The sequence below is a fragment of the Metabacillus bambusae genome (assembly GCF_017497975.1).
Classification (GTDB): Bacteria; Bacillota; Bacilli; order Bacillales; family Bacillaceae; genus Metabacillus; species Metabacillus bambusae.
Map to the genome: position 1 here is coordinate 35,375 of NZ_JAGDEL010000017.1, position 17,166 is coordinate 52,540.

Here is a 17,166-nt window from a genome sequence, read left to right on the forward strand (position 1 = left end):
GCAACAGCTCTTGTCTATCCAATAATTGGCTCTACAGGTAATACAGCAGTTATTTGATCCATAACAGACTGATCATTCTCTCCCAGGAAAATTGTGATAGATCCTCTATCTTCACTAGTTCTTATCAATCTGCCCATCCCCTGTCTCAGCCTTAAGAGCATATATGGTAAATCCACTTCCTTGAAGGGATCCTTCTTACCTGACTTTTTCGCTTCGAACACAGGGTCTTCAGGAGGATATGGTAGAGTCCATATAATCACATTAGATAGTGATGGACCTGGTATATCAAGGCCTTCCCACAAATGAACTGCACAAAGAACTGATTCCTCGTGTTGCTGGAATTCCTTGACAAGTGAGCTAATTTCTTTATCACCTTCAAAAATAATTGGAAACTCATACCTATTTGAAGCAATAGAAGCTTTGAACCACTTTAATTCTTGTTGTGAAGAGAATAAGATAAGTCCTCTTCCTCCAGATTGATTTAATTCTTCTAGCGTTTTAGAAAATTTCATTGCGCGTTCTACTTCATTAATAAGCTGTAATTTCATTTGCTCATCGTAGTCAAAAGGTGATTCAACAGAAAGTGATAAATAATCGTTTATACCTAAACTGTTTGCAATAAAATCAAAGGATTTACTTTCTGAAAGAGTAGCTGAAGAGAAAATAAAAGGCAAGTTCTTAGAAAATACTCTTTCTTTTAATACTTCCTCTACTTTTCTTGGCATGATAACTAGACTATAATCGTTGTCTTTTTCCTCAACCCAGCTCACAGCGTTATTTTTTTGATTAAACAATGAAAGTGAATACTCCATTTGATCAATAAACTCTTCAACAATTTTTAATTCATAATCATCAATTGTAAAGAGCTCGCCTTCAAATACAAGTGCTTCACTAATTTCAGCTAATTTTTTTTGTAGATTTCTTCCTGTAGTTTGAAGTTTAGTCTTGCGATTAATTTTTAAACGATTTGATCCTTCAACACTAGTGGTACATTCTTGTAAATCATCAAAAAATTCGTCGTTAATAGCTAGACCATCTTCAACTAGATATGCGAGCTCTTCACGAATCTCGTTTTGTAGTAATCGTTCTAAAAAAATTTGTAACGAGCTTTGCTTAACACGATGTGTTAGTGCTTTTTGGGCAGCAAACTCCAATAAGTGCCCCTCATCAAATACAACGCTACTATACTCAGGCAATAGCGGCATTTGTCCTTCACGTTTTCTTGATTCAGATGTCCACACATGCTCCATAAAGTAGTCATGTGAACAGACAATGATATCAGTAGCTTTACGATAGTGATCACGTGATAAGGTCAAACCACAGCGATGGCGTTGTGAACAAGTAAAACAATCTTGAAAGGTGTCCCATCCAATCTTGTCCCATTCTTCATCAGAAAGATGGCCAAATTCCTTACGATCACCATACGCTGAAAATTGTTGCATACCAGCTTTTTCATGAACGAAGTCTGGGAGGGATTGATAGACATCTAAATATTTTTCATTCCCATTTTTTTGAATAACTTCATCTAGTTTATTTAAACATAGATATTGACTATGGGTTTTACTAAGTCGAACATCCATTTGTAAATCAAGAAATTCTGACAACTTTGCAATGTCGCCCTCTTGCTTAACTAGCTGTTCTATTAATGTTTCATCAGCACAAGCAATGATAGCTGGTTTACCTGTGTATCTCGCATATGATAAAGCATATAGCAAGTACACGATTGTTTTCCCTGTACCAACCCCTGCCTCAGCAAACATAACCTTTTTCTCTTGATAAGCCCTCTCTAATTGAAAGGCCATGAAAATTTGTTCGTCTCTTAACTCAAACCCTTTCTCAGGAAGGATATCGTAAAAAACATCTCCTATCCAATTGTTTAAGGCTTGGTAAAAGCTCTCATCCTTTGATATAGCAAAAGGCAAACGGGACGTCACCATGTGTACGTTTCCTCCAATATTTTCAAATTCCAATTAATCCACAAAATATAATTATCTTATTTAATAAAGAAGATGTCAATTCATATGTATACATCTAAAAAGGAGTTAGCCATATTAGCCACTCCTTTTTTCTTTCAGAATTTATTTTCTAAGTATGTTGGTAAACCAAGCTTTTCTAAACTTTATTTATCAAATAAAGTTTCAATTATTAATTGGTGATCAATCGATGTCGCATGTGATAAAGCTTTAATCATATCTTCTCTAGCATTTCCTATTTGAAGCACAGCAGGAGATTCTAATCCTATTTGTTCCTCTAACGATTTTTGAGTGGAACTTAGTGCCTTTGAAATAAGTTGAAATTGCTGATCTTCATACATAAAATAAAACCACCCTTCATTATTACTTTCAATATCAAATCAACCGTATTAAAGTAAGAACCTATTATAAATCTAGCATGAAAAGTATATGCTAATTATTAATCATATGATTTCGGTCTTATTCTTTATTACTAATATTTACTTGCTGATTTTCACATTGAAAAAAGTCATTTTTAGGAATGGTCTTATATTTAACAAAACAAGCTTATTTTATTCGAATAAGGCAGATGTAAAGTGATCTATGTTAGCTAGAAGAAAGTTTCCAGAAATAAACTTCGAGAAAAAGCTTAATGGTTTTTGGGAATTAGAAAAACGAAGAGAAATTACTCTTCGCCTTCTACTTTTTTATATCCCAATTCTAGTAACTCCTCTGTTAACACATCAGGTGTAACAATATAGTATGTATTTCCTTCATCATTCGTTATAATTACTTCGGTTGGACTTGCATCTACACGCGCTGCCTCTAAAGCAAAATATTTTGGTCCAAGCTGATTAAGTATTGAAGACAATTATTCCACCTCCCTTTATCCATTATTATAACAAGGATAGTCTAATTAGCGTAGAGCAATTATCTGTTAAAGACAATAGAAGCTGACTCTAAAATTCACTAATACACTATAAAGTCTGCCAGCTAATTTAGTCCTTGTTTCTTGGTGGGCGTACATTTGACCAATATTGATAGAAATCTGTTTTTATAAAGCCGTTAAACAGCTTGCGTTTTTTTGTGGCAGGCTTTCCGTAAAAGTCTTCAAAGCCCTCATGCGAAGTAAGCATATAGATACTCCATGTATCTAACGGAGCAAATGCTTGTCCCATTTCCTTGTACATTTGTTCTACGGCTCTTTTCTCACCGAGTCGTTCACCATAAGGAGGATTGCCGACTATCACTCCAAATTCCTTTGTTGTTGTAAAATCCTTAACTTGCATTTGTTTAAAGTTAATAAGCTCCCGAAGACCCGCTTCCTCAGCATTATCTTCAGCAATACGGATCATACGATGGTCAATATCTGCAGCTTGGATATCGAGTGGTTGATCATACTTAGCCTTTTCTTCAACTTCCTGTCTTGCAAGATCCCACTTTTCCTTGCCAATCCAGTGCCATTTTTCTGAAGCAAATTCACGATTAAAACCTGGTGCTATATTTTGACCTATAAGTGCTGCCTCCATTGGGATTGTACCTGAACCGCAAAACGGATCGACAAACGGACGATCTGGTGTCCATCTTGTTAGTAAGACTAGAGCTGCTGCAAGTGTTTCCTTAATTGGTGCTCCCCCTTGATCAATTCGAAACCCTCGCTTATGGAGACCTGTACCACTTGCATCAATTGTAATTGTTGCAACATCCTTTAAAAGTGCTACCTCAATTCGAAAAAGAGGTCCATCTTCATCAAACCAACCGGTGGTTTTATAATGAGTCTTTAATTTTTCAACTACTGCCTTTTTAACAATTCCCTGACAATCAGGTACACTTGCTAAAGTAGATTTTACAGATTTCCCTATTACAGGAAATTCTGCGTTTACTGGTAAATAATCGCCCCAGTTTAACGCTTTTGTTTTTTCAAAAAGCTCATCAAAGGTCTTTGCGTGAAATTCTCCAACCTTAATCTTAATACGATCAGCTGTTCGCAACCATAAATTTGATCGACAAATAGCTAGTGCATCAGCTTCAAAAGTTACTTTGCCATTCTCTACTTTGCACTCATACCCTAAATCCTTAACTTCTTTACCAACAATAGCTTCTAAACCCATTGCTGATGTTGCAATTAGTGTTAACTTATTATTCATTTTTTCACCCTACCTTTATCTCTATTACCTATACTAGTCAAATTTTATCTTGGATAGGCAAATAATATATTTGCTTATTAACAACACATTCCCTTACTACAGGGCAAGCCTTTTCTCTATAACATCATCGTCTATTTTGACATTATATAACCAGAAAATATGTAAATGAAAAGGGGCTGAATTGATCAGCCCCTTGTGCATATGTTTTCATACTGATTAATAACGTTCGATAAGCCATGTTTTGTTCCATCGTACTACAAGCGGCAAAGCCTCGTACTCAGGTGGTAATCATCTATCTACAGAAGCTTGTGAAAACTTCTGTCCTTCTCTTCGTTTGGTTCCTCCAAGAAGGTGCCCCTACCATAATTTGGGTTTCTCGCTCGTGGGGTTTACCTCGTTCCACTCTTACAATTTCTTGTAAGACTCCGTCACTGTGGCACTTTCAAGGTAGTCAAGCCATATCCGAAGACTTAGGCTTTTTCCCTGCCGTCAGCCGAGCTAAAAGCTCATACTGCCCTAGCTTATGAATTCGCTAGGCACGAACACTACGGGCATCTCAGCACCGTGCGAGCATGGACTTTCCTCTACAATCCTAAAGACTGCAGCGATTACCTGAACGTTATTAATGAAACAGCAAAACTAAGTATACCTAAATATCCTTAATAAAACAAGTGTAAAAAAATGGATTATTTATTCATATAGTTTACTGCCAAATACATGTTTCTCTAGATTAGATAAACGTTTTAAGATATCAAAGTTTGTTGTGTTCGTTTGAACTGGTGGCTGTTTTTTATATGTATCATCTAGTTGCTTCTTCAAACGAAGATTTTCCTGTTGTAGATCTTCAATTTCTTGATGAAATGTTTCATAGTCTTTTATAATAAGATCTAAAAACTTGTCAACTTCCTCTTGTTTATAGCCTCTTACTCCTGATTTAAATTCTCGTTCCAAAATTTCTTTTGCCGTTAATTTCACTTTATCTGAAAGCATATCTTTCACCTCTTATAGCGAAGTCATCAACCTATATTTTTTCAGAAATCTCGCTAATTGTCAATTTCAATCAATCGCAATTTTCCGTTATTATCTTACACAAATCACCAAAAATCAACATTTTTCATATTTTCTTCCTCCACAACTAGTTGTAGGTCAGAAAATGTAATAAATCCAATGAAATAACTAGTTAATTCTTGCTTTTTTCTTGCAGTTTCCAATAAATATTTTGGTGAGCCCTGTTTTTCTTCATCAAATATGAGGAGCAGACCCTCACTTTTACTTACAAGAAATTCATTCTTTTGACGGAATTGTATTGGACTTTCATACTCTCGTTTTGTAATACTATCAACAAAATCAGCCTGAGACAAGATAAATTCATAATATTCTTTGTTTGTTTCATTCCATTTACTTTCTTGATTAAGAAAAGGCGTTAAAATAGCTAGCTTTAAATCTGAGTATTCCATTTGTAAATCAAAAACAACCTCAGCTGCCCATAATTCTACACCCATTTGTCCACTAATGATTACCCATTCGAGCCCTTCTTCAACGAAACCAACTAACGATTTTTCAATTGCCTTTTTAATGTATTGTACCGCTTGATCATCATTTTTAAAAATTCCTAATTCAAACGATTTATATCCAGAGATTGTTAAAACCTTCACAATAATCACCTTATCAATATACGAGATATTACGTACTCATTATAACTAATAATAATGAGTACGTAAAAAAAAAGGCATTTAACTGGGGATTTTTTTAATAATGGACTGTTAAACTTGGTTGTTGATTTCCGCTGCAGGCGTTCGCTCCAATCAACAAAGTACCAAAATCAACAATGAGCATTAACTGAGCTAATAATAAGAAAAGGAGCTGAAAATACAGCTCCTAATCCGTCTACTTATCGACCAAATGGGCCAAAGCCTGGGCGAGGTCTTGGGCCTCCGAAGCCAAAACCTGGAGCAGGAGCTTGACCATACACGTTAAAGTGTTGATGTGTTACCTCATTCTCAACTGATTGAGTTTGCGGGAAATAGTGTTGATGCTTATAAAAGTCATGATTTACAATTGTTGTGTGTTGTGGATGGATGTGTGGTACGATCGTTTCAGAATAATTATTTTGTACACAGCATTTAGTAGGGTGTACGATAGGTGCCATTACTTTAGGTCTACAATGCATATATCATTCTCCTTTCAATCATTTGTCTTACACTTCTAGCCTATGATGAAAGGGATGTACATGTACTAATGCAAGTACCTAATTTTATAGAAAAGCATAAAAGCTTTCTTTGAAATTTGTGAAAATAAAAATTGTTAAAACGATAACGATGAAAAACAAGTATAATATGTTTTTGTACACAATATTCTTCTCCCTTTTAAAAGTTAGTACAGTCACTTATTTTACATCGTTCTACAGGAATCTACAATTGGTTTATTGCTTGATCTATATAAATTCATAATTTCGTCATTTTTTTGACGAATTCACTCACTTTTTGCGCTTACCCGGGCAATATTTTCTGAATATTTCCGCTTCAATCTATTTATTCTTTTTTCAACATCACGTATATCTGATTTCAGTAAAACTAGCTCGTTTTCATTTACCATCTTATTCACAAGTTCACTATAGTGGATAGCATCATCATAGTTTTTTTCCTTATGCTCATAGTATTTAGCCAATTCAATCGATGCTTTACAAATAATAGTTTTATTATTTGATGAGTGAATTATTTCCTTCCATGATTCTATCGCTTTATTCCATTCTTTTTGTTTCTTATAATGCAGTGAAAGATTGTAATTTGCTTCATCCTTATTATTTGGTTCTTTTTCCATTAAAGATTGATAAGCTGAAAATGCAGATGATTTTTCCCCTATATAATCTAACCATCTGGCAATTTCATAGTGCTCTGATGCATTTGCTTCATTATCTGTTTCTAAAAGCTTTATAGATAAATGGATATATAGAGTGATAAGCGATAATACGTCAATTTCATTATGTTTCAGGACTCCCATTATGATATCTGGTTGTTGTTGTTTAACAAATTGGAAATAAAGCATTGGTGCTAGAAACCCAGGAATATCATTTTCTCGGGTAATATTAAGGATTTCAGTTTCAACATTAACAAGTCTTACGGAATCAAGTTGACTTTTCCATAGTCTCCTTGCTGCATGAAACAAATCAAAATGACCAAAAGCCGGAAGACTTGGGACAGAGTCGCGTATTAACGTGTGCCTTGTTTTGACTTGTGGCCAATCAAATGCTTTGCCATTATAGGTAACAAGAGTTTTACTATTAATTCCTTGTAAAAAACTTTGATATAAGGCAACTTCATTGCCAGGCTTAGGTAGTAAATGCTGCTTAATGACAACACGATCAGTAAAAACTTGTGCTTGACCTAATAAAAAGATAGTGTTCCCCGCTCCCCCACCAAGACCTGTTGTTTCAGTATCAAAGAAAAATAATTCACTTGCTTCATGACCTTTACATGATAACGGATGGGCCCGATCACTATCATTCCACATCGAAACAATCTTATGGAATTCACCAAGCTGATAATGTCCGTGTTTAAAATCTAAAGGATAGGTCACTTCCCTTATTAGACATACTTGCTCCTCATATGAAAAGACAGATGTTTGATGCTCTTTCCACAAGTGATCAACAGGATCATGATCTACCTTTTGATCACTTGAATCTTTTTCTTCTCTAATCACATGCTTTTTCAACCGATTTAATTTATTTTTTAACGACATTTGCCTCATCCTTTAATTTAGTATGAAGGGTATAGGATAGAGCTACACTAATTAATTATCAGTAAAAATCCTATTATTAAATTAGGCTCTGTTAAACTGGGTGTTGATTTCGTTACAGGAGTTCGCTTTCCGCTAGCGGTCGGTGAGCCACCCGCAGGAGTCTCAAGTTTCCGTTCAATCAACTAAGTGCAAAAATCAACAGTGAGCTTTAACAGAGCCTTAAATTATACGAATTTAAATGTAATAATTGATTATATAGCTTGCTCTGTTCGTATCACCATATTTGCGTGGGGATTTTAGTTCTAAGATGATTTTCCTTCATTCTAGATGTTGCTGTTATTTCTTAATAGCAAGTTTTGTAAGAAGAAGATAAGAATCTTTTTTGATTGAATTTGAGATGCTTTCAGTCCCAATGCAAGAAGGACAACCATTGTGACATGGGCAAGTTGACAGTAATTTAATAGCTTCTAAAAGGACAGAATTCATTGTTTCGTAAATTTTCTTTGCCAATCCGACGCCTCCCGGGTATCGATCGTATAAGAAAATAGTTGGTTTATTATTGTGAACCGCTTTTATTTGAGCAACTACGTGGAGGTCAGACGGATCACACATCACTTTTAATGGTGCTACATGCTGAAGAACATGTGCAACTCCAATCAATGATTCTTCTAGCCGTTTTTCTGACATTTCTTCTTTATCGAACGGCTGTAGACTCATCCATGCTGCATTTGTATGAAGCTCTTCTTCTGGAAGATGGATAGGACCTGAACCGATATTTTCATGAGTATCAAATTTTATTTTCTTAAAGATCGTTGCCATCGCTTGAACGGTTACATCGCCAAATCCATACTCAGCACTTTCTTTCTCTTGGAGCATATCTTCTTCTAGAACCTTAAGCTGTACAGCCAAATTTGCATCTGTAAAATAGTCAACATCCACTTCCCTTACAAATGCTTTTTTCTCCTCCCAATCAAGCTTTTCCACTTGAAATTGAACTCCTTGATGTAAATAAATCGCTTCATCGTGTAAAAGAGTCATTGCACTAAATCGATCCATTTCCCCAATCACCTTTACATTTGCAATATCAGATTGATCGATAATAATGACATTTTCCTGAGATGCTGAACGAAGGCTAATGTTATGGGCTGGGAAGGAATCATTCATCCAATGGTATGTGTTGTCGTTATAATATAAAACCCGTTCTTCTGCTAAAAATTGTAAAATATCTTCTAATTCAAGTCCGTCAAATGTATCACCATTTTTAAAAGGGAGCTCAAAAGCTGCGCATTTCAAGTGGTCCACAAGAACGACGAGATTGTCAGGATTTATGATAGCTGTTTCAGGATTTTGTTCAAAGAAATAATTAGGATTTTGAATAATATATTGATCTAGCGGACTAGAGCTCGCAACCATTATTATCACTGCTTCCCCTTGTCTTCTTCCAGCTCTACCTGCTTGCTGCCATGCACTAGCAATTGTTCCAGGATAACCAGTCATGATACAAACCTGCAACCTACCGATATCAACCCCTAATTCAAGTGCGTTTGTACTAACAACGCCTAACACGTCTCCGTTTCTCAGACCTTGTTCAATCTCTCTTCTTTGTTTTGGTAAATACCCACCACGATATCCACGAATTGACTTTTGTTTTAGTTCATTTTTTATTAGTTCTTGCAAATAAGTTAATATAATCTCCACTCGTACTCGACTTCGGGCAAAAACGATCGTCTGGATTTTATTTTTCAGAAAATGCCCTGCAAGCCTTCTCACTTCAAGCGTTGCACTTTTTCTAATATTTAAGGGCTTGTTCACAATTGGTGGATTATAAAAAATAAAATGCTTTTTACTCGATGGAGCCCCATTTTTAGAAATGAGTTCCATTTCTGTACCTGTCAATGTCTCAGCTAATTCCTTAGGATTTGCTATGGTTGCAGATGTACATATAAATTGCGGGTTACTTCCATAAAATTGACAAATACGTTTAAGGCGTCTTATGACATTGGCAACATGACTACCAAATATTCCTCGATAAATATGAAGCTCATCAATCACGATATACTTTAGGTTTTCAAAAAGAGATACCCACTTCGTATGATGTGGTAAAATCGCTGAATGCAACATATCTGGGTTCGTAATAACGATATGTCCAGCCTTTCTTACCTTTTGTCGAATCGCAGGTGACGTGTCACCGTCATATGTATAGGAATTCAATCCGACACCCATTTCAGATATAATCTCATTTAATTCCGATTTTTGATCCTGTGCAAGTGCCTTTGTCGGAAAAAGATATAATGCTCTACTTGTTTCATCATTTAAAATTTTCTGCAAGACCGGAAGATTATAGCACAACGTTTTTCCTGATGCCGTAGGGGTGACAGCAACAAAGTTTGAGCCATTTTTCGCAAATTGATAGGCCTCATATTGATGTGTATACAAATCTGAAATTCCTCTATTTTGCAAAGCTACTTTTAAGCGTGTATCTATATCATCAGGCAAATTAATCGCTTCCGCCTCTTTAGATGGGATCGTATGCCAATGAACAATTTGTTCACTAAATTCTTTTTCTTGTTTTAAAGCATGAAGAAGACTTGTTAACGACTTTCTGAATTCCATTTTATTTCCACCTCTATCTTTGTCCTACAAATGTGGATGTTCAATTCCTATTCTACCGAATAAACGTTCGTAAATAAATAAAAAGCAGAAATATTTTCTGCTTTGAATTAAAACTTTTTTATTTAAGGTGTAAGTTTGAATTACTTAACTTTTACATCTAGTATATTTGAAGTACCTTTTGTTACATTTCCTGATGAGACTTTTGTGATGTTTTCTAGTATATCTGAGTTCGTGATAACAATTGGTGTAATTGTACTCGCGGCTTTCTCCCTTATCAAGGAAAGATCAGCGGTAATTAATGGATCACCCACTTTTACCTTTTGTCCTTCTTTAACATGGACATCAAAGCCATCTCCATTCATACTAACTGTTTCAAGTCCAATATGTATTAGTAGCTCTAATCCTGTTTGCGAACGCAATCCAATAGCATGTTTTGTGTGGAAGACTTGAATAACTTGTCCATCAATAGGAGCAACAATAACTCCTTCTGTTGGCTCAATCGCCATCCCTTCCCCCATCAATTTTTGAGAAAATACAGGATCTGGTACTTCTTCGATATCTAATAATTTTCCAGTTAACGGGGCAAAAATTGATTCATTAGTCACTTTTTCTTTTTTTCCAAATAATGATTTTAACATAAAAATCCTCCTCTTTGTTTTAGGCTGTTTTCGCAAACTTTGTTGCTATTAACCAAGTAAAGCGGTGTGGTTGATTGCAGCGAGAGATGCTCGCTTTCCGCGGGGCTGGCGGTGAGCATCCCCGGCGTAAACGCCTGCATGAATCTCACATGTCCCGCTGCTCCCGCAGGAGTCTCGCAATCGTTCCAATCAACCTGAATTAGTTTTTGTTTTAAAAGCAACAATCTCTTAGAATAGAGCCTTGTTTTAATATTCGCTTCCTAAATATTCAATACCTTATGGACTATGGAACGATTTACCTTAACAAAAAATCCTATATCTAAATACCATAAACCTTTTTTCAAAATCTTCATATAATAATTTGTAATTTATATTATGTAGGGTGGGTTAAAATGAGAAAAAAGGATAATTTGGTAAATAAAAATAATGAGCAACCAATAGAACAGCTAGACTTTTTCCAAATTGTTGATCAGTTTTTTCGCTCAGAACCTTTAAAGCAATTTATGAATGAATTTGATACAATGCTTACTGATTCATTTCCCTATCACCACATTAATGTTAACACATATGAAACAGATAAAAATTGTGTAGTAGAATTAAGAATTCCTCCCGTTAAAAAAGAACAAATTAAATTAGAGCTTTTTGACCAATATTTAACGATTTCTATCACAAATCGCGAAGAAATTAAAGAATTCAATGAAATGTCATCTACATTTAGAAATTATACATCATTTGATAGTTTATCAAGAACAATTCTACTACCTTATCCTGTTAATGAAAATGAAATTAAAACAACTTTCAAAAAAGGTTCCTTAATTGTTACGATACCCAAAAATACAGAACGCCTATTAATAGAAGACGATTTCTAAAAATTTACTATAACATAATGAAAATACAGTGAAAAGGTCAGACACTCACGTGTCTGACCTTAACTGTTTTTATGTGATTTACTACCATACTTAGGGTTTTCTTCTGGTGTTGGATCGTTTGCTAAATCTTTTGCAGAAGCTGTAACTTCGCTTTTTCTTGATTGTTTACGTTTTATTCTCACCATTTTCATCACCTCTTAACTTTACTATTACACATTAAGAAAAAATCTATGACGATAAAAAAATCCAAATTTTGACGAGAGAGAAATACACTTTACATCAAACACTAAAGCATGGAGGTGTTAAAATGGACAAAAAGAAAACAGATCTACCTGACTTCGATGAATTAAACGATCGTGTGATCGCAGAACCAACTTCATCCCCAACTCTCGTAATCAAAACAAATTTAGATAGCAAAGATATCGGTAAAGATAATCCTTATTCAAATACATCTGAAAATTCAACTGAATTCAAAAACTTTTTTAAGGACTGATTGATCGTGGATTTTACATTAGGATATTTAACAGAAGCAATTTCAAATTATGATAGTAGCTCAGTAGCTAAAAGAATTAGCTTAAAATTAGAAAAAGGACAATTTAAATCTGAAAGAGACTTCGTGTTAACACTGGATGAAGATGAGATTCAATTTTTAAACAATGTTTTACCTGATGAAATTAAATACGCATTTAATGAACAAGATTTTATTAGGGGCAACCAATTAAACGAGGTTTATGAATTGTTAATTTAAATTGTTTTCTTAAAACATAAATTTTAATTTTTGAAAATTGTGTCCAAGGGAGTGAAATTAAAATGAATCGAAACAGCAATCACTACATTAATATTAAATTCCAAACAGGTGCTATTGATAAAGAAGGTGTCAATGGTTGTCAAGTTGAAGATGTAATAAGTGTACTTGTCGAAAAACTAAAATCACACCAGAATGGTGATTTTGCCTGCCCAGAAAATTCTTTGGCAATCTCAAATTTACAAAGTGCTAACTATGCACTTCGTGTAAGAAAAGAACGATTGGAAGAGAAAAATCGAGGGAATGAGTATGTTGAAACCTTTTAGTACAAAAAAATATTCTAATACAAATGTGGATGAAGTCAAGCGTTTAAACGCTCAATCAGGATTATCTTATAATGAAGTGAAACAACTACTTGCTGCACAATTAAAAAAAGAGCAAAAATGAGGTCTTCCTCGTATTTGCTCTTTTCTTTATCCCGTAGCATTTATTTAAACATTGAGGTAACCCCTTTAAATAGTCCTCCCATTTGGTTTACAGCACTCATCATTTGTCCTGCTGTATCCATCATTTTGTTAATATCTAATTGACCATCAGATTTTTTAAATTGTGAAATAACTGTTTGAAAACCTGTTGGCTGTTGTTTAAAGTTAGGTACTGGCTTAGGATATGGTGTTGGATATTGCGAGTTCATATACTGTCCATTTAAAATACTATTGTTTCCAGTTCCATAAAATGGTTGATACGGATTTTTAAACTGTGGTTGGTATTGTTGCTGATAAGGTTGATAATACGGGTTTTGATATTGTTGCTGATACGTTGAAGCATTCATATTTTGGCCATTTTGAAAATCAGAAGTTTGTTGCTCCAAAAAAGGAAAAGGCTGAACTGGTGGATAGTACGGACTTTCTCTTCTTCTCCTTCTTTGAAAAGCATGTTGTTGATTCATCTAAAATTCCTCCTCCCATTAATCGAAACCTAGTTGTTCTTACTATATGAATAAAATGCCTATTGGGTGAAACAAAAATCAATACATGAATTTTGCTTGATTTGCTCATATTAGAAGGGAACATATTAAGGGGGGATTATCTTGGCAAGAGGGAAACATTTTAACCATAAAGAAAGAGGACATGATCCTACAATTCCAAAGCATGGACAAGAAGTTCCTGATAAGGAAACAGAACATTTAGCATATGCTATTGAACCAGTCGCAAGTGAAGGTCAAGGTCCAGTTAGTATTAAGACAGAAAAGTAAAAGAACAAAAGCGCAAGCGCCTTGAACAGCCTCGGGCAAATAAGACGCTTAAGAATTGAAGGTGTTCTTTACCTTCAATTCTTAAGTGGCTTATGACCTCGAGGGGCTAGGCGCTGGAGCTGGATGCCAAGCGCTTATTCACAGTATAAGAATTTTATAATTCCTAGACATGAACAAATGCTAGAAGCTTGTGGACATGAATTTATCCACAGTACAGAAATTTTATAATATATGAACGACAATAAGGGACTGCTCTAGTCAGTCCCTACTTCAATCTCTGCGAGAATACTATGGATAATATATTCCACAGAATGATGGAGATTATGAAATCTTTGATTATTTACATCTTTATAAAATGACTGTAGGACAATCTGCTCAATATTATCAATCGTTGATTCAATTTGTGATTGATGGATATATTTAGGTTTATGCTCGTTTACCCAAGCCTCTGCTAACGGCTTCCACTTAGTTGCTTGGTTCATAACCTTCTCGAACGCAGGCTTTACCTCATTATAAAAAAGCGATTCAGTTTTTTCTGGTTTTTGCTTTATTTTTTCAAATCTAACCTTACAATCATCTAAAAGCTGCAGAAGCTCTCTTGAAAACATGATTAATTCCATTTAAAGCTCACCTCTGCACTTATCATACCAAATCAGTTAAAATAACGCACATCACTTAAATATTTGTTGCTACAAAAGGAAAGCAGGAAGTATGAGACTGATAACTATCATTCTTTAGATGTGTTTCTTTTTCTATGCTTAAACAAGAAATTAGTTCAGTTAGCTGCTGATCAATACGACTAGCATCCTCCTGCAATTTAATCTCCATTTTATTAGTTGAAACCTTATCTATAAATACTTCCTCAAGTGCCGTAAGCTCTTGTTCTAATTCTGCTAATTTCCCTTCAATTACACTCTTTTCAATGATATTTTTCAACGTTCTCCCTCCTCTTACTGATAGTTAATTCGCTGAATATTTATGACCACCTTCATGCTTGACAAAACTAGTTTCTATTCGTCAAAGAAAGTGAAAATGTACATTCTTCGACATCTATGTTCGACCTGCATGGAAACAATTACATTAGTAAAGACTACTTCATAGGAGGTGCTAACAATGGCTAAAAAACCAAAAGGTAAACAACAATCTGCTGATGATAAAGCACGTAGTACAGGAGATAAAAAGCTGGATGGTCCTAATCGACCTTCAACGTAAAAGGTAAAGGGTATTTAAAGTGATTTCACCAATGAAAAGAAAGCAAGGACCACCGTCCTTGCTTTCTTTATCCATTTCTCCAATACTCTTGAAGTAATGTTAATAAGTGTAATTGATTTTGCTTATGTCTAAACCAATTAGTTAGTTCATAGTTTTTGGGGATTTTGGGTTCTTTAAACCATTTTATTGTATTTTGACCATGAAACCAATCTTGCTTTTTATCGTCTATACTATGTGGAACCATTGGATATGCTGTTCGCAATAATGGTGTTTCCCTTTTATTTTTTTCGGGAAAGGTTTGTTCATAATCATATCTTGAGCCAGTGTGTTGAACAGACCGGGAAAAAGTCAAAAATTGTTCATATAAACCAGCATAGAATAGTAACCAAGCCAATCTCTTACCAAGTTCAATCCTATTTGTCAGATTATTAAAGTTATAAACAGAAAAACCAAACAGTTCTCCACTTAAGGTTGGAAATATAACTGTACTAAAGTGAAGCAAATCTTGAATTTTATAAGGATTCTTTTTAAACACTAAGCTCTTATACTGTTTATTATTTATTACAGGCGTTTGAATTACATTTTGCTCATTAATAATAAGTGCGGTTAATAATCGATTTGTTTGTTTATTACACCAAAAATCATTCCATTCTTTTAACATAAATTGAGATATCTGAAAAAAATCGAATAAATAAAAAAGTGGCTTATTTACCTTTTTTGACCACTCATAAAGTAATAGTTGTGGGTATGCATCTTGAAAAATTGTCCAATTTGCTCGTTCATATGTCATAAAAAGCAACGATCTCTGTTCCGTACTTAACGCTTTTCTGAACCATTTTCCTTGCAGGTCTGTCATGCTCCAGCCTGCATTTCTTGAAACCATACTAGCAAGGTATGACCATTTTATTTCTGGGTGACGTTCATAAAAGTCCTGATACGCTTTTGTTCTAGATATATTGTCGTAATTTTTTTTTCTTGTCGTATTAACTATAGATGTGATGATTTCTTGATCACTCATTCTATTTTTCGCTAATGGTTTGCTGTTAAACATTGTTCCACCTCAAATAAAACGAAATTTAAAATATTTACAAGCCATGTTCAATTAAGAAGGAAAAAGCTTGATCTATAATCTGTGTCTGAGATCATTTATATTTTTAACAGCTAAAAGAAAAAATTCATGAAATAATAAGCGGATATTTCTACCTTACCGTCATACAAATTATCGTCTCCTAAACGTTTAGAATGTACACATTAACAAAATTGAAACTTTTTTATCAAACATTTCTTGATATTTTTGGTATGATAGGTAGTAGTTTCAATGAGGAGGTTAAGTATGATTTTTCGTTACCCTAACGGAAAGCCTTATGAGCCAAAGGAACAATTCCTACAGAAAAAACAGCAATCGATCACTTATAGCAATCGCGGTATGACACTTGAAGAAGATTTAAATGAAACAAATAAATTCTATCTTGAAAACAAACTAGCTGTTATACATAAAAAGCCAACACCTGTCCAAATCGTTAATGTTGACTACCCTAGAAGGAGTGCAGCAGTGATCAAAGAGGCTTATTTTAAACAAAGCTCAACAACAGATTATAATGGGGTATATCGTGGTAAATACATTGATTTCGAAGCAAAGGAAACAAAAAATAAAACCTCTTTTCCTTTACAAAATTTTCATGCTCACCAAATTGATCATATGAGAAATATAGTCGAACAAGGTGGGATATGCTTTGTTATTTTGTCAGCATTTAATGAATTTTATTATTTAGATGCTAAAAACCTGTTAACCTATTGGAACCGGCAAGAAACTGGTGGAAGAAAGTCAATCACACTTAATGAATTGAATGAACATGGTCATAAAATCCCTTTAGGTTATCAAGCAAGGATTGACTATCTTAAAATTATCGATAAACTATATTTTTAAGATAGATTTCAAATATGAATCGTTACTTATAGTTACTTATAATAACGCTTTTTAATGAAAGCCTATTATG

22 protein-coding genes and 1 other RNA gene are annotated in these 17,166 nt (G+C 34.4%); 7 read left to right on the plus strand and 16 right to left on the minus strand.

The genetic code is table 11. From position 1 onward, the window contains the following. Positions 1 to 14: 14 nt before the first annotated feature. The 11 genes from I7822_RS19460 to I7822_RS19510 form a co-directional block, all read right to left on the minus strand. Entirely contained in the window at positions 15 to 1,937 is a 1,923-nt protein-coding gene (locus I7822_RS19460; RefSeq protein ID WP_207980746.1) for an ATP-dependent DNA helicase, read from the minus strand. A 182-nt stretch (positions 1,938 to 2,119) separates the two neighbouring features. Continuing rightward, on the minus strand, positions 2,120 to 2,314 hold the full coding sequence (locus tag I7822_RS19465) for a hypothetical protein (protein WP_066331726.1): 195 nt from the start codon (positions 2,312 to 2,314) through the stop codon (positions 2,120 to 2,122). 323 nt (positions 2,315 to 2,637) lie between these two features. Next, positions 2,638 to 2,823, minus strand: coding sequence for a hypothetical protein (locus I7822_RS19470; protein ID WP_207980747.1), 186 nt, complete (start codon positions 2,821 to 2,823; stop codon positions 2,638 to 2,640). A gap of 127 nt (positions 2,824 to 2,950) precedes the next feature. Beyond that, positions 2,951 to 4,099 (minus strand): THUMP domain-containing class I SAM-dependent RNA methyltransferase, encoded by a 1,149-nt coding sequence (locus I7822_RS19475; protein ID WP_207980748.1) that lies wholly within the window; start codon positions 4,097 to 4,099, stop codon positions 2,951 to 2,953. Between the two features lie 225 nt (positions 4,100 to 4,324). Next, an RNA gene (gene rnpB, locus I7822_RS19480) (RNase P RNA component class B) lies at positions 4,325 to 4,719 on the minus strand. A gap of 70 nt (positions 4,720 to 4,789) precedes the next feature. Beyond that, positions 4,790 to 5,089, minus strand: a complete 300-nt coding sequence (gene gpsB / locus I7822_RS19485; RefSeq protein WP_207980749.1) for a cell division regulator GpsB — start codon at positions 5,087 to 5,089, stop codon at positions 4,790 to 4,792. A gap of 104 nt (positions 5,090 to 5,193) precedes the next feature. Beyond that, entirely contained in the window at positions 5,194 to 5,754 is a 561-nt protein-coding gene (locus I7822_RS19490) for an SLOG family protein (protein ID WP_207980750.1), read from the minus strand. Between the two features lie 236 nt (positions 5,755 to 5,990). Further along, the gene (locus I7822_RS19495; protein WP_207980751.1) at positions 5,991 to 6,269 is read right to left on the minus strand and encodes a spore coat protein; all 279 of its coding nucleotides are present in this window, start codon (positions 6,267 to 6,269) and stop codon (positions 5,991 to 5,993) included. Positions 6,270 to 6,571: 302 nt separating this feature from the next. Then, on the minus strand, positions 6,572 to 7,837 hold the full coding sequence (locus tag I7822_RS19500; RefSeq protein WP_207980752.1) for a ribonuclease H-like domain-containing protein: 1,266 nt from the start codon (positions 7,835 to 7,837) through the stop codon (positions 6,572 to 6,574). Between the two features lie 336 nt (positions 7,838 to 8,173). Next, complete coding sequence (locus tag I7822_RS19505) at positions 8,174 to 10,450, minus strand: DEAD/DEAH box helicase (protein ID WP_207980753.1); 2,277 nt, start codon at positions 10,448 to 10,450, stop codon at positions 8,174 to 8,176. Positions 10,451 to 10,590: 140 nt separating this feature from the next. Continuing rightward, a complete protein-coding gene (locus I7822_RS19510; protein ID WP_207980754.1) occupies positions 10,591 to 11,088 on the minus strand; it encodes a PTS sugar transporter subunit IIA in 498 nt (165 codons plus the stop codon). A 392-nt stretch (positions 11,089 to 11,480) separates the two neighbouring features. Between I7822_RS19510 and I7822_RS19515 the strand changes: the two genes are divergently transcribed. Then, entirely contained in the window at positions 11,481 to 11,957 is a 477-nt protein-coding gene (locus I7822_RS19515) for an Hsp20/alpha crystallin family protein (RefSeq protein WP_207980755.1), read from the plus strand. Between the two features lie 59 nt (positions 11,958 to 12,016). On the opposite strand, the gene I7822_RS30290 is transcribed toward I7822_RS19515, so the two are convergent. Continuing rightward, positions 12,017 to 12,142 carry a hypothetical protein gene (locus I7822_RS30290; RefSeq protein ID WP_279382000.1) on the minus strand — a complete coding sequence of 42 codons (126 nt, stop codon included), beginning with the start codon at positions 12,140 to 12,142 and terminating at the stop codon, positions 12,017 to 12,019. Positions 12,143 to 12,264: 122 nt separating this feature from the next. Between I7822_RS30290 and I7822_RS19520 the strand changes: the two genes are divergently transcribed. The 3 genes from I7822_RS19520 (at position 12,265) to I7822_RS19530 (ending at position 13,028) form a co-directional block, all read left to right on the plus strand. Beyond that, positions 12,265 to 12,450 carry a hypothetical protein gene (locus tag I7822_RS19520; protein ID WP_207980756.1) on the plus strand — a complete coding sequence of 62 codons (186 nt, stop codon included), beginning with the start codon at positions 12,265 to 12,267 and terminating at the stop codon, positions 12,448 to 12,450. A gap of 6 nt (positions 12,451 to 12,456) precedes the next feature. Continuing rightward, positions 12,457 to 12,705: a sigma-G-dependent sporulation-specific acid-soluble spore protein CsgA gene (locus I7822_RS19525; protein ID WP_207980757.1), complete on the plus strand. Its 249-nt coding sequence runs from the start codon at positions 12,457 to 12,459 to the stop codon at positions 12,703 to 12,705. 62 nt (positions 12,706 to 12,767) lie between these two features. Next, the gene (locus I7822_RS19530) at positions 12,768 to 13,028 is read left to right on the plus strand and encodes an Acb2/Tad1 domain-containing protein (RefSeq protein WP_207980758.1); all 261 of its coding nucleotides are present in this window, start codon (positions 12,768 to 12,770) and stop codon (positions 13,026 to 13,028) included. Positions 13,029 to 13,189: 161 nt separating this feature from the next. Here the strand turns inward: I7822_RS19530 and I7822_RS19535 are convergent, their stop codons facing one another. After that, positions 13,190 to 13,534 carry a YppG family protein gene (locus I7822_RS19535; RefSeq protein WP_504739656.1) on the minus strand — a complete coding sequence of 115 codons (345 nt, stop codon included), beginning with the start codon at positions 13,532 to 13,534 and terminating at the stop codon, positions 13,190 to 13,192. A 258-nt stretch (positions 13,535 to 13,792) separates the two neighbouring features. On the opposite strand from I7822_RS19535, the gene I7822_RS19540 reads away from it, so the two are divergent. After that, a complete protein-coding gene (locus I7822_RS19540; protein WP_207980760.1) occupies positions 13,793 to 13,957 on the plus strand; it encodes a hypothetical protein in 165 nt (54 codons plus the stop codon). A 254-nt stretch (positions 13,958 to 14,211) separates the two neighbouring features. Here the strand turns inward: I7822_RS19540 and I7822_RS19545 are convergent, their stop codons facing one another. Together I7822_RS19545 and I7822_RS19550 are read right to left on the minus strand one after the other, a co-directional pair. After that, positions 14,212 to 14,577: a DUF1798 family protein gene (locus I7822_RS19545; protein ID WP_207980761.1), complete on the minus strand. Its 366-nt coding sequence runs from the start codon at positions 14,575 to 14,577 to the stop codon at positions 14,212 to 14,214. A gap of 55 nt (positions 14,578 to 14,632) precedes the next feature. Next, entirely contained in the window at positions 14,633 to 14,893 is a 261-nt protein-coding gene (locus I7822_RS19550; protein WP_207980762.1) for a hypothetical protein, read from the minus strand. A gap of 177 nt (positions 14,894 to 15,070) precedes the next feature. Here I7822_RS19550 and I7822_RS19555 point away from each other — a divergent pair, with 177 nt between their 5' ends. Beyond that, entirely contained in the window at positions 15,071 to 15,169 is a 99-nt protein-coding gene (locus I7822_RS19555) for a spore protein (RefSeq protein WP_207980763.1), read from the plus strand. A gap of 67 nt (positions 15,170 to 15,236) precedes the next feature. On the opposite strand, the gene I7822_RS19560 is transcribed toward I7822_RS19555, so the two are convergent. After that, positions 15,237 to 16,220 (minus strand): DUF2515 domain-containing protein, encoded by a 984-nt coding sequence (locus I7822_RS19560; RefSeq protein WP_207980764.1) that lies wholly within the window; start codon positions 16,218 to 16,220, stop codon positions 15,237 to 15,239. A gap of 285 nt (positions 16,221 to 16,505) precedes the next feature. On the opposite strand from I7822_RS19560, the gene recU reads away from it, so the two are divergent. After that, the gene (gene recU, locus I7822_RS19565; RefSeq protein WP_307847820.1) at positions 16,506 to 17,096 is read left to right on the plus strand and encodes a Holliday junction resolvase RecU; all 591 of its coding nucleotides are present in this window, start codon (positions 16,506 to 16,508) and stop codon (positions 17,094 to 17,096) included. Positions 17,097 to 17,166 lie beyond the last annotated feature (70 nt).

Excerpts from the sequence above, each read along its gene's own strand:
- I7822_RS19515 (WP_207980755.1), top strand. The coding sequence starts at position 11,481 with ATGAGAAAAAAGGATAATTTGGTAAATAAAAATAATGAGCAACCAATA.
- I7822_RS19500 (WP_207980752.1), bottom strand. The coding sequence starts at position 7,837 with ATGTCGTTAAAAAATAAATTAAATCGGTTGAAAAAGCATGTGATTAGA.
- I7822_RS19560 (WP_207980764.1), bottom strand. The coding sequence starts at position 16,220 with ATGTTTAACAGCAAACCATTAGCGAAAAATAGAATGAGTGATCAAGAA.
- I7822_RS19520 (WP_207980756.1), top strand. The coding sequence starts at position 12,265 with ATGGACAAAAAGAAAACAGATCTACCTGACTTCGATGAATTAAACGAT.
- I7822_RS19495 (WP_207980751.1), bottom strand. The coding sequence starts at position 6,269 with ATGCATTGTAGACCTAAAGTAATGGCACCTATCGTACACCCTACTAAA.
- I7822_RS19545 (WP_207980761.1), bottom strand. The coding sequence starts at position 14,577 with ATGGAATTAATCATGTTTTCAAGAGAGCTTCTGCAGCTTTTAGATGAT.
- I7822_RS19535 (WP_504739656.1), bottom strand. The coding sequence starts at position 13,534 with ATGAATGCTTCAACGTATCAGCAACAATATCAAAACCCGTATTATCAA.
- I7822_RS19465 (WP_066331726.1), bottom strand. The coding sequence starts at position 2,314 with ATGTATGAAGATCAGCAATTTCAACTTATTTCAAAGGCACTAAGTTCC.
- I7822_RS19475 (WP_207980748.1), bottom strand. The coding sequence starts at position 4,099 with ATGAATAATAAGTTAACACTAATTGCAACATCAGCAATGGGTTTAGAA.
- gpsB (WP_207980749.1), bottom strand. The coding sequence starts at position 5,089 with ATGCTTTCAGATAAAGTGAAATTAACGGCAAAAGAAATTTTGGAACGA.
- I7822_RS19530 (WP_207980758.1), top strand. The coding sequence starts at position 12,768 with ATGAATCGAAACAGCAATCACTACATTAATATTAAATTCCAAACAGGT.
- I7822_RS19555 (WP_207980763.1), top strand. The coding sequence starts at position 15,071 with ATGGCTAAAAAACCAAAAGGTAAACAACAATCTGCTGATGATAAAGCA.
- I7822_RS19505 (WP_207980753.1), bottom strand. The coding sequence starts at position 10,450 with ATGGAATTCAGAAAGTCGTTAACAAGTCTTCTTCATGCTTTAAAACAA.
- I7822_RS30290 (WP_279382000.1), bottom strand. The coding sequence starts at position 12,142 with ATGGTGAGAATAAAACGTAAACAATCAAGAAAAAGCGAAGTTACAGCT.
- I7822_RS19510 (WP_207980754.1), bottom strand. The coding sequence starts at position 11,088 with ATGTTAAAATCATTATTTGGAAAAAAAGAAAAAGTGACTAATGAATCA.
- I7822_RS19460 (WP_207980746.1), bottom strand. The coding sequence starts at position 1,937 with ATGGTGACGTCCCGTTTGCCTTTTGCTATATCAAAGGATGAGAGCTTT.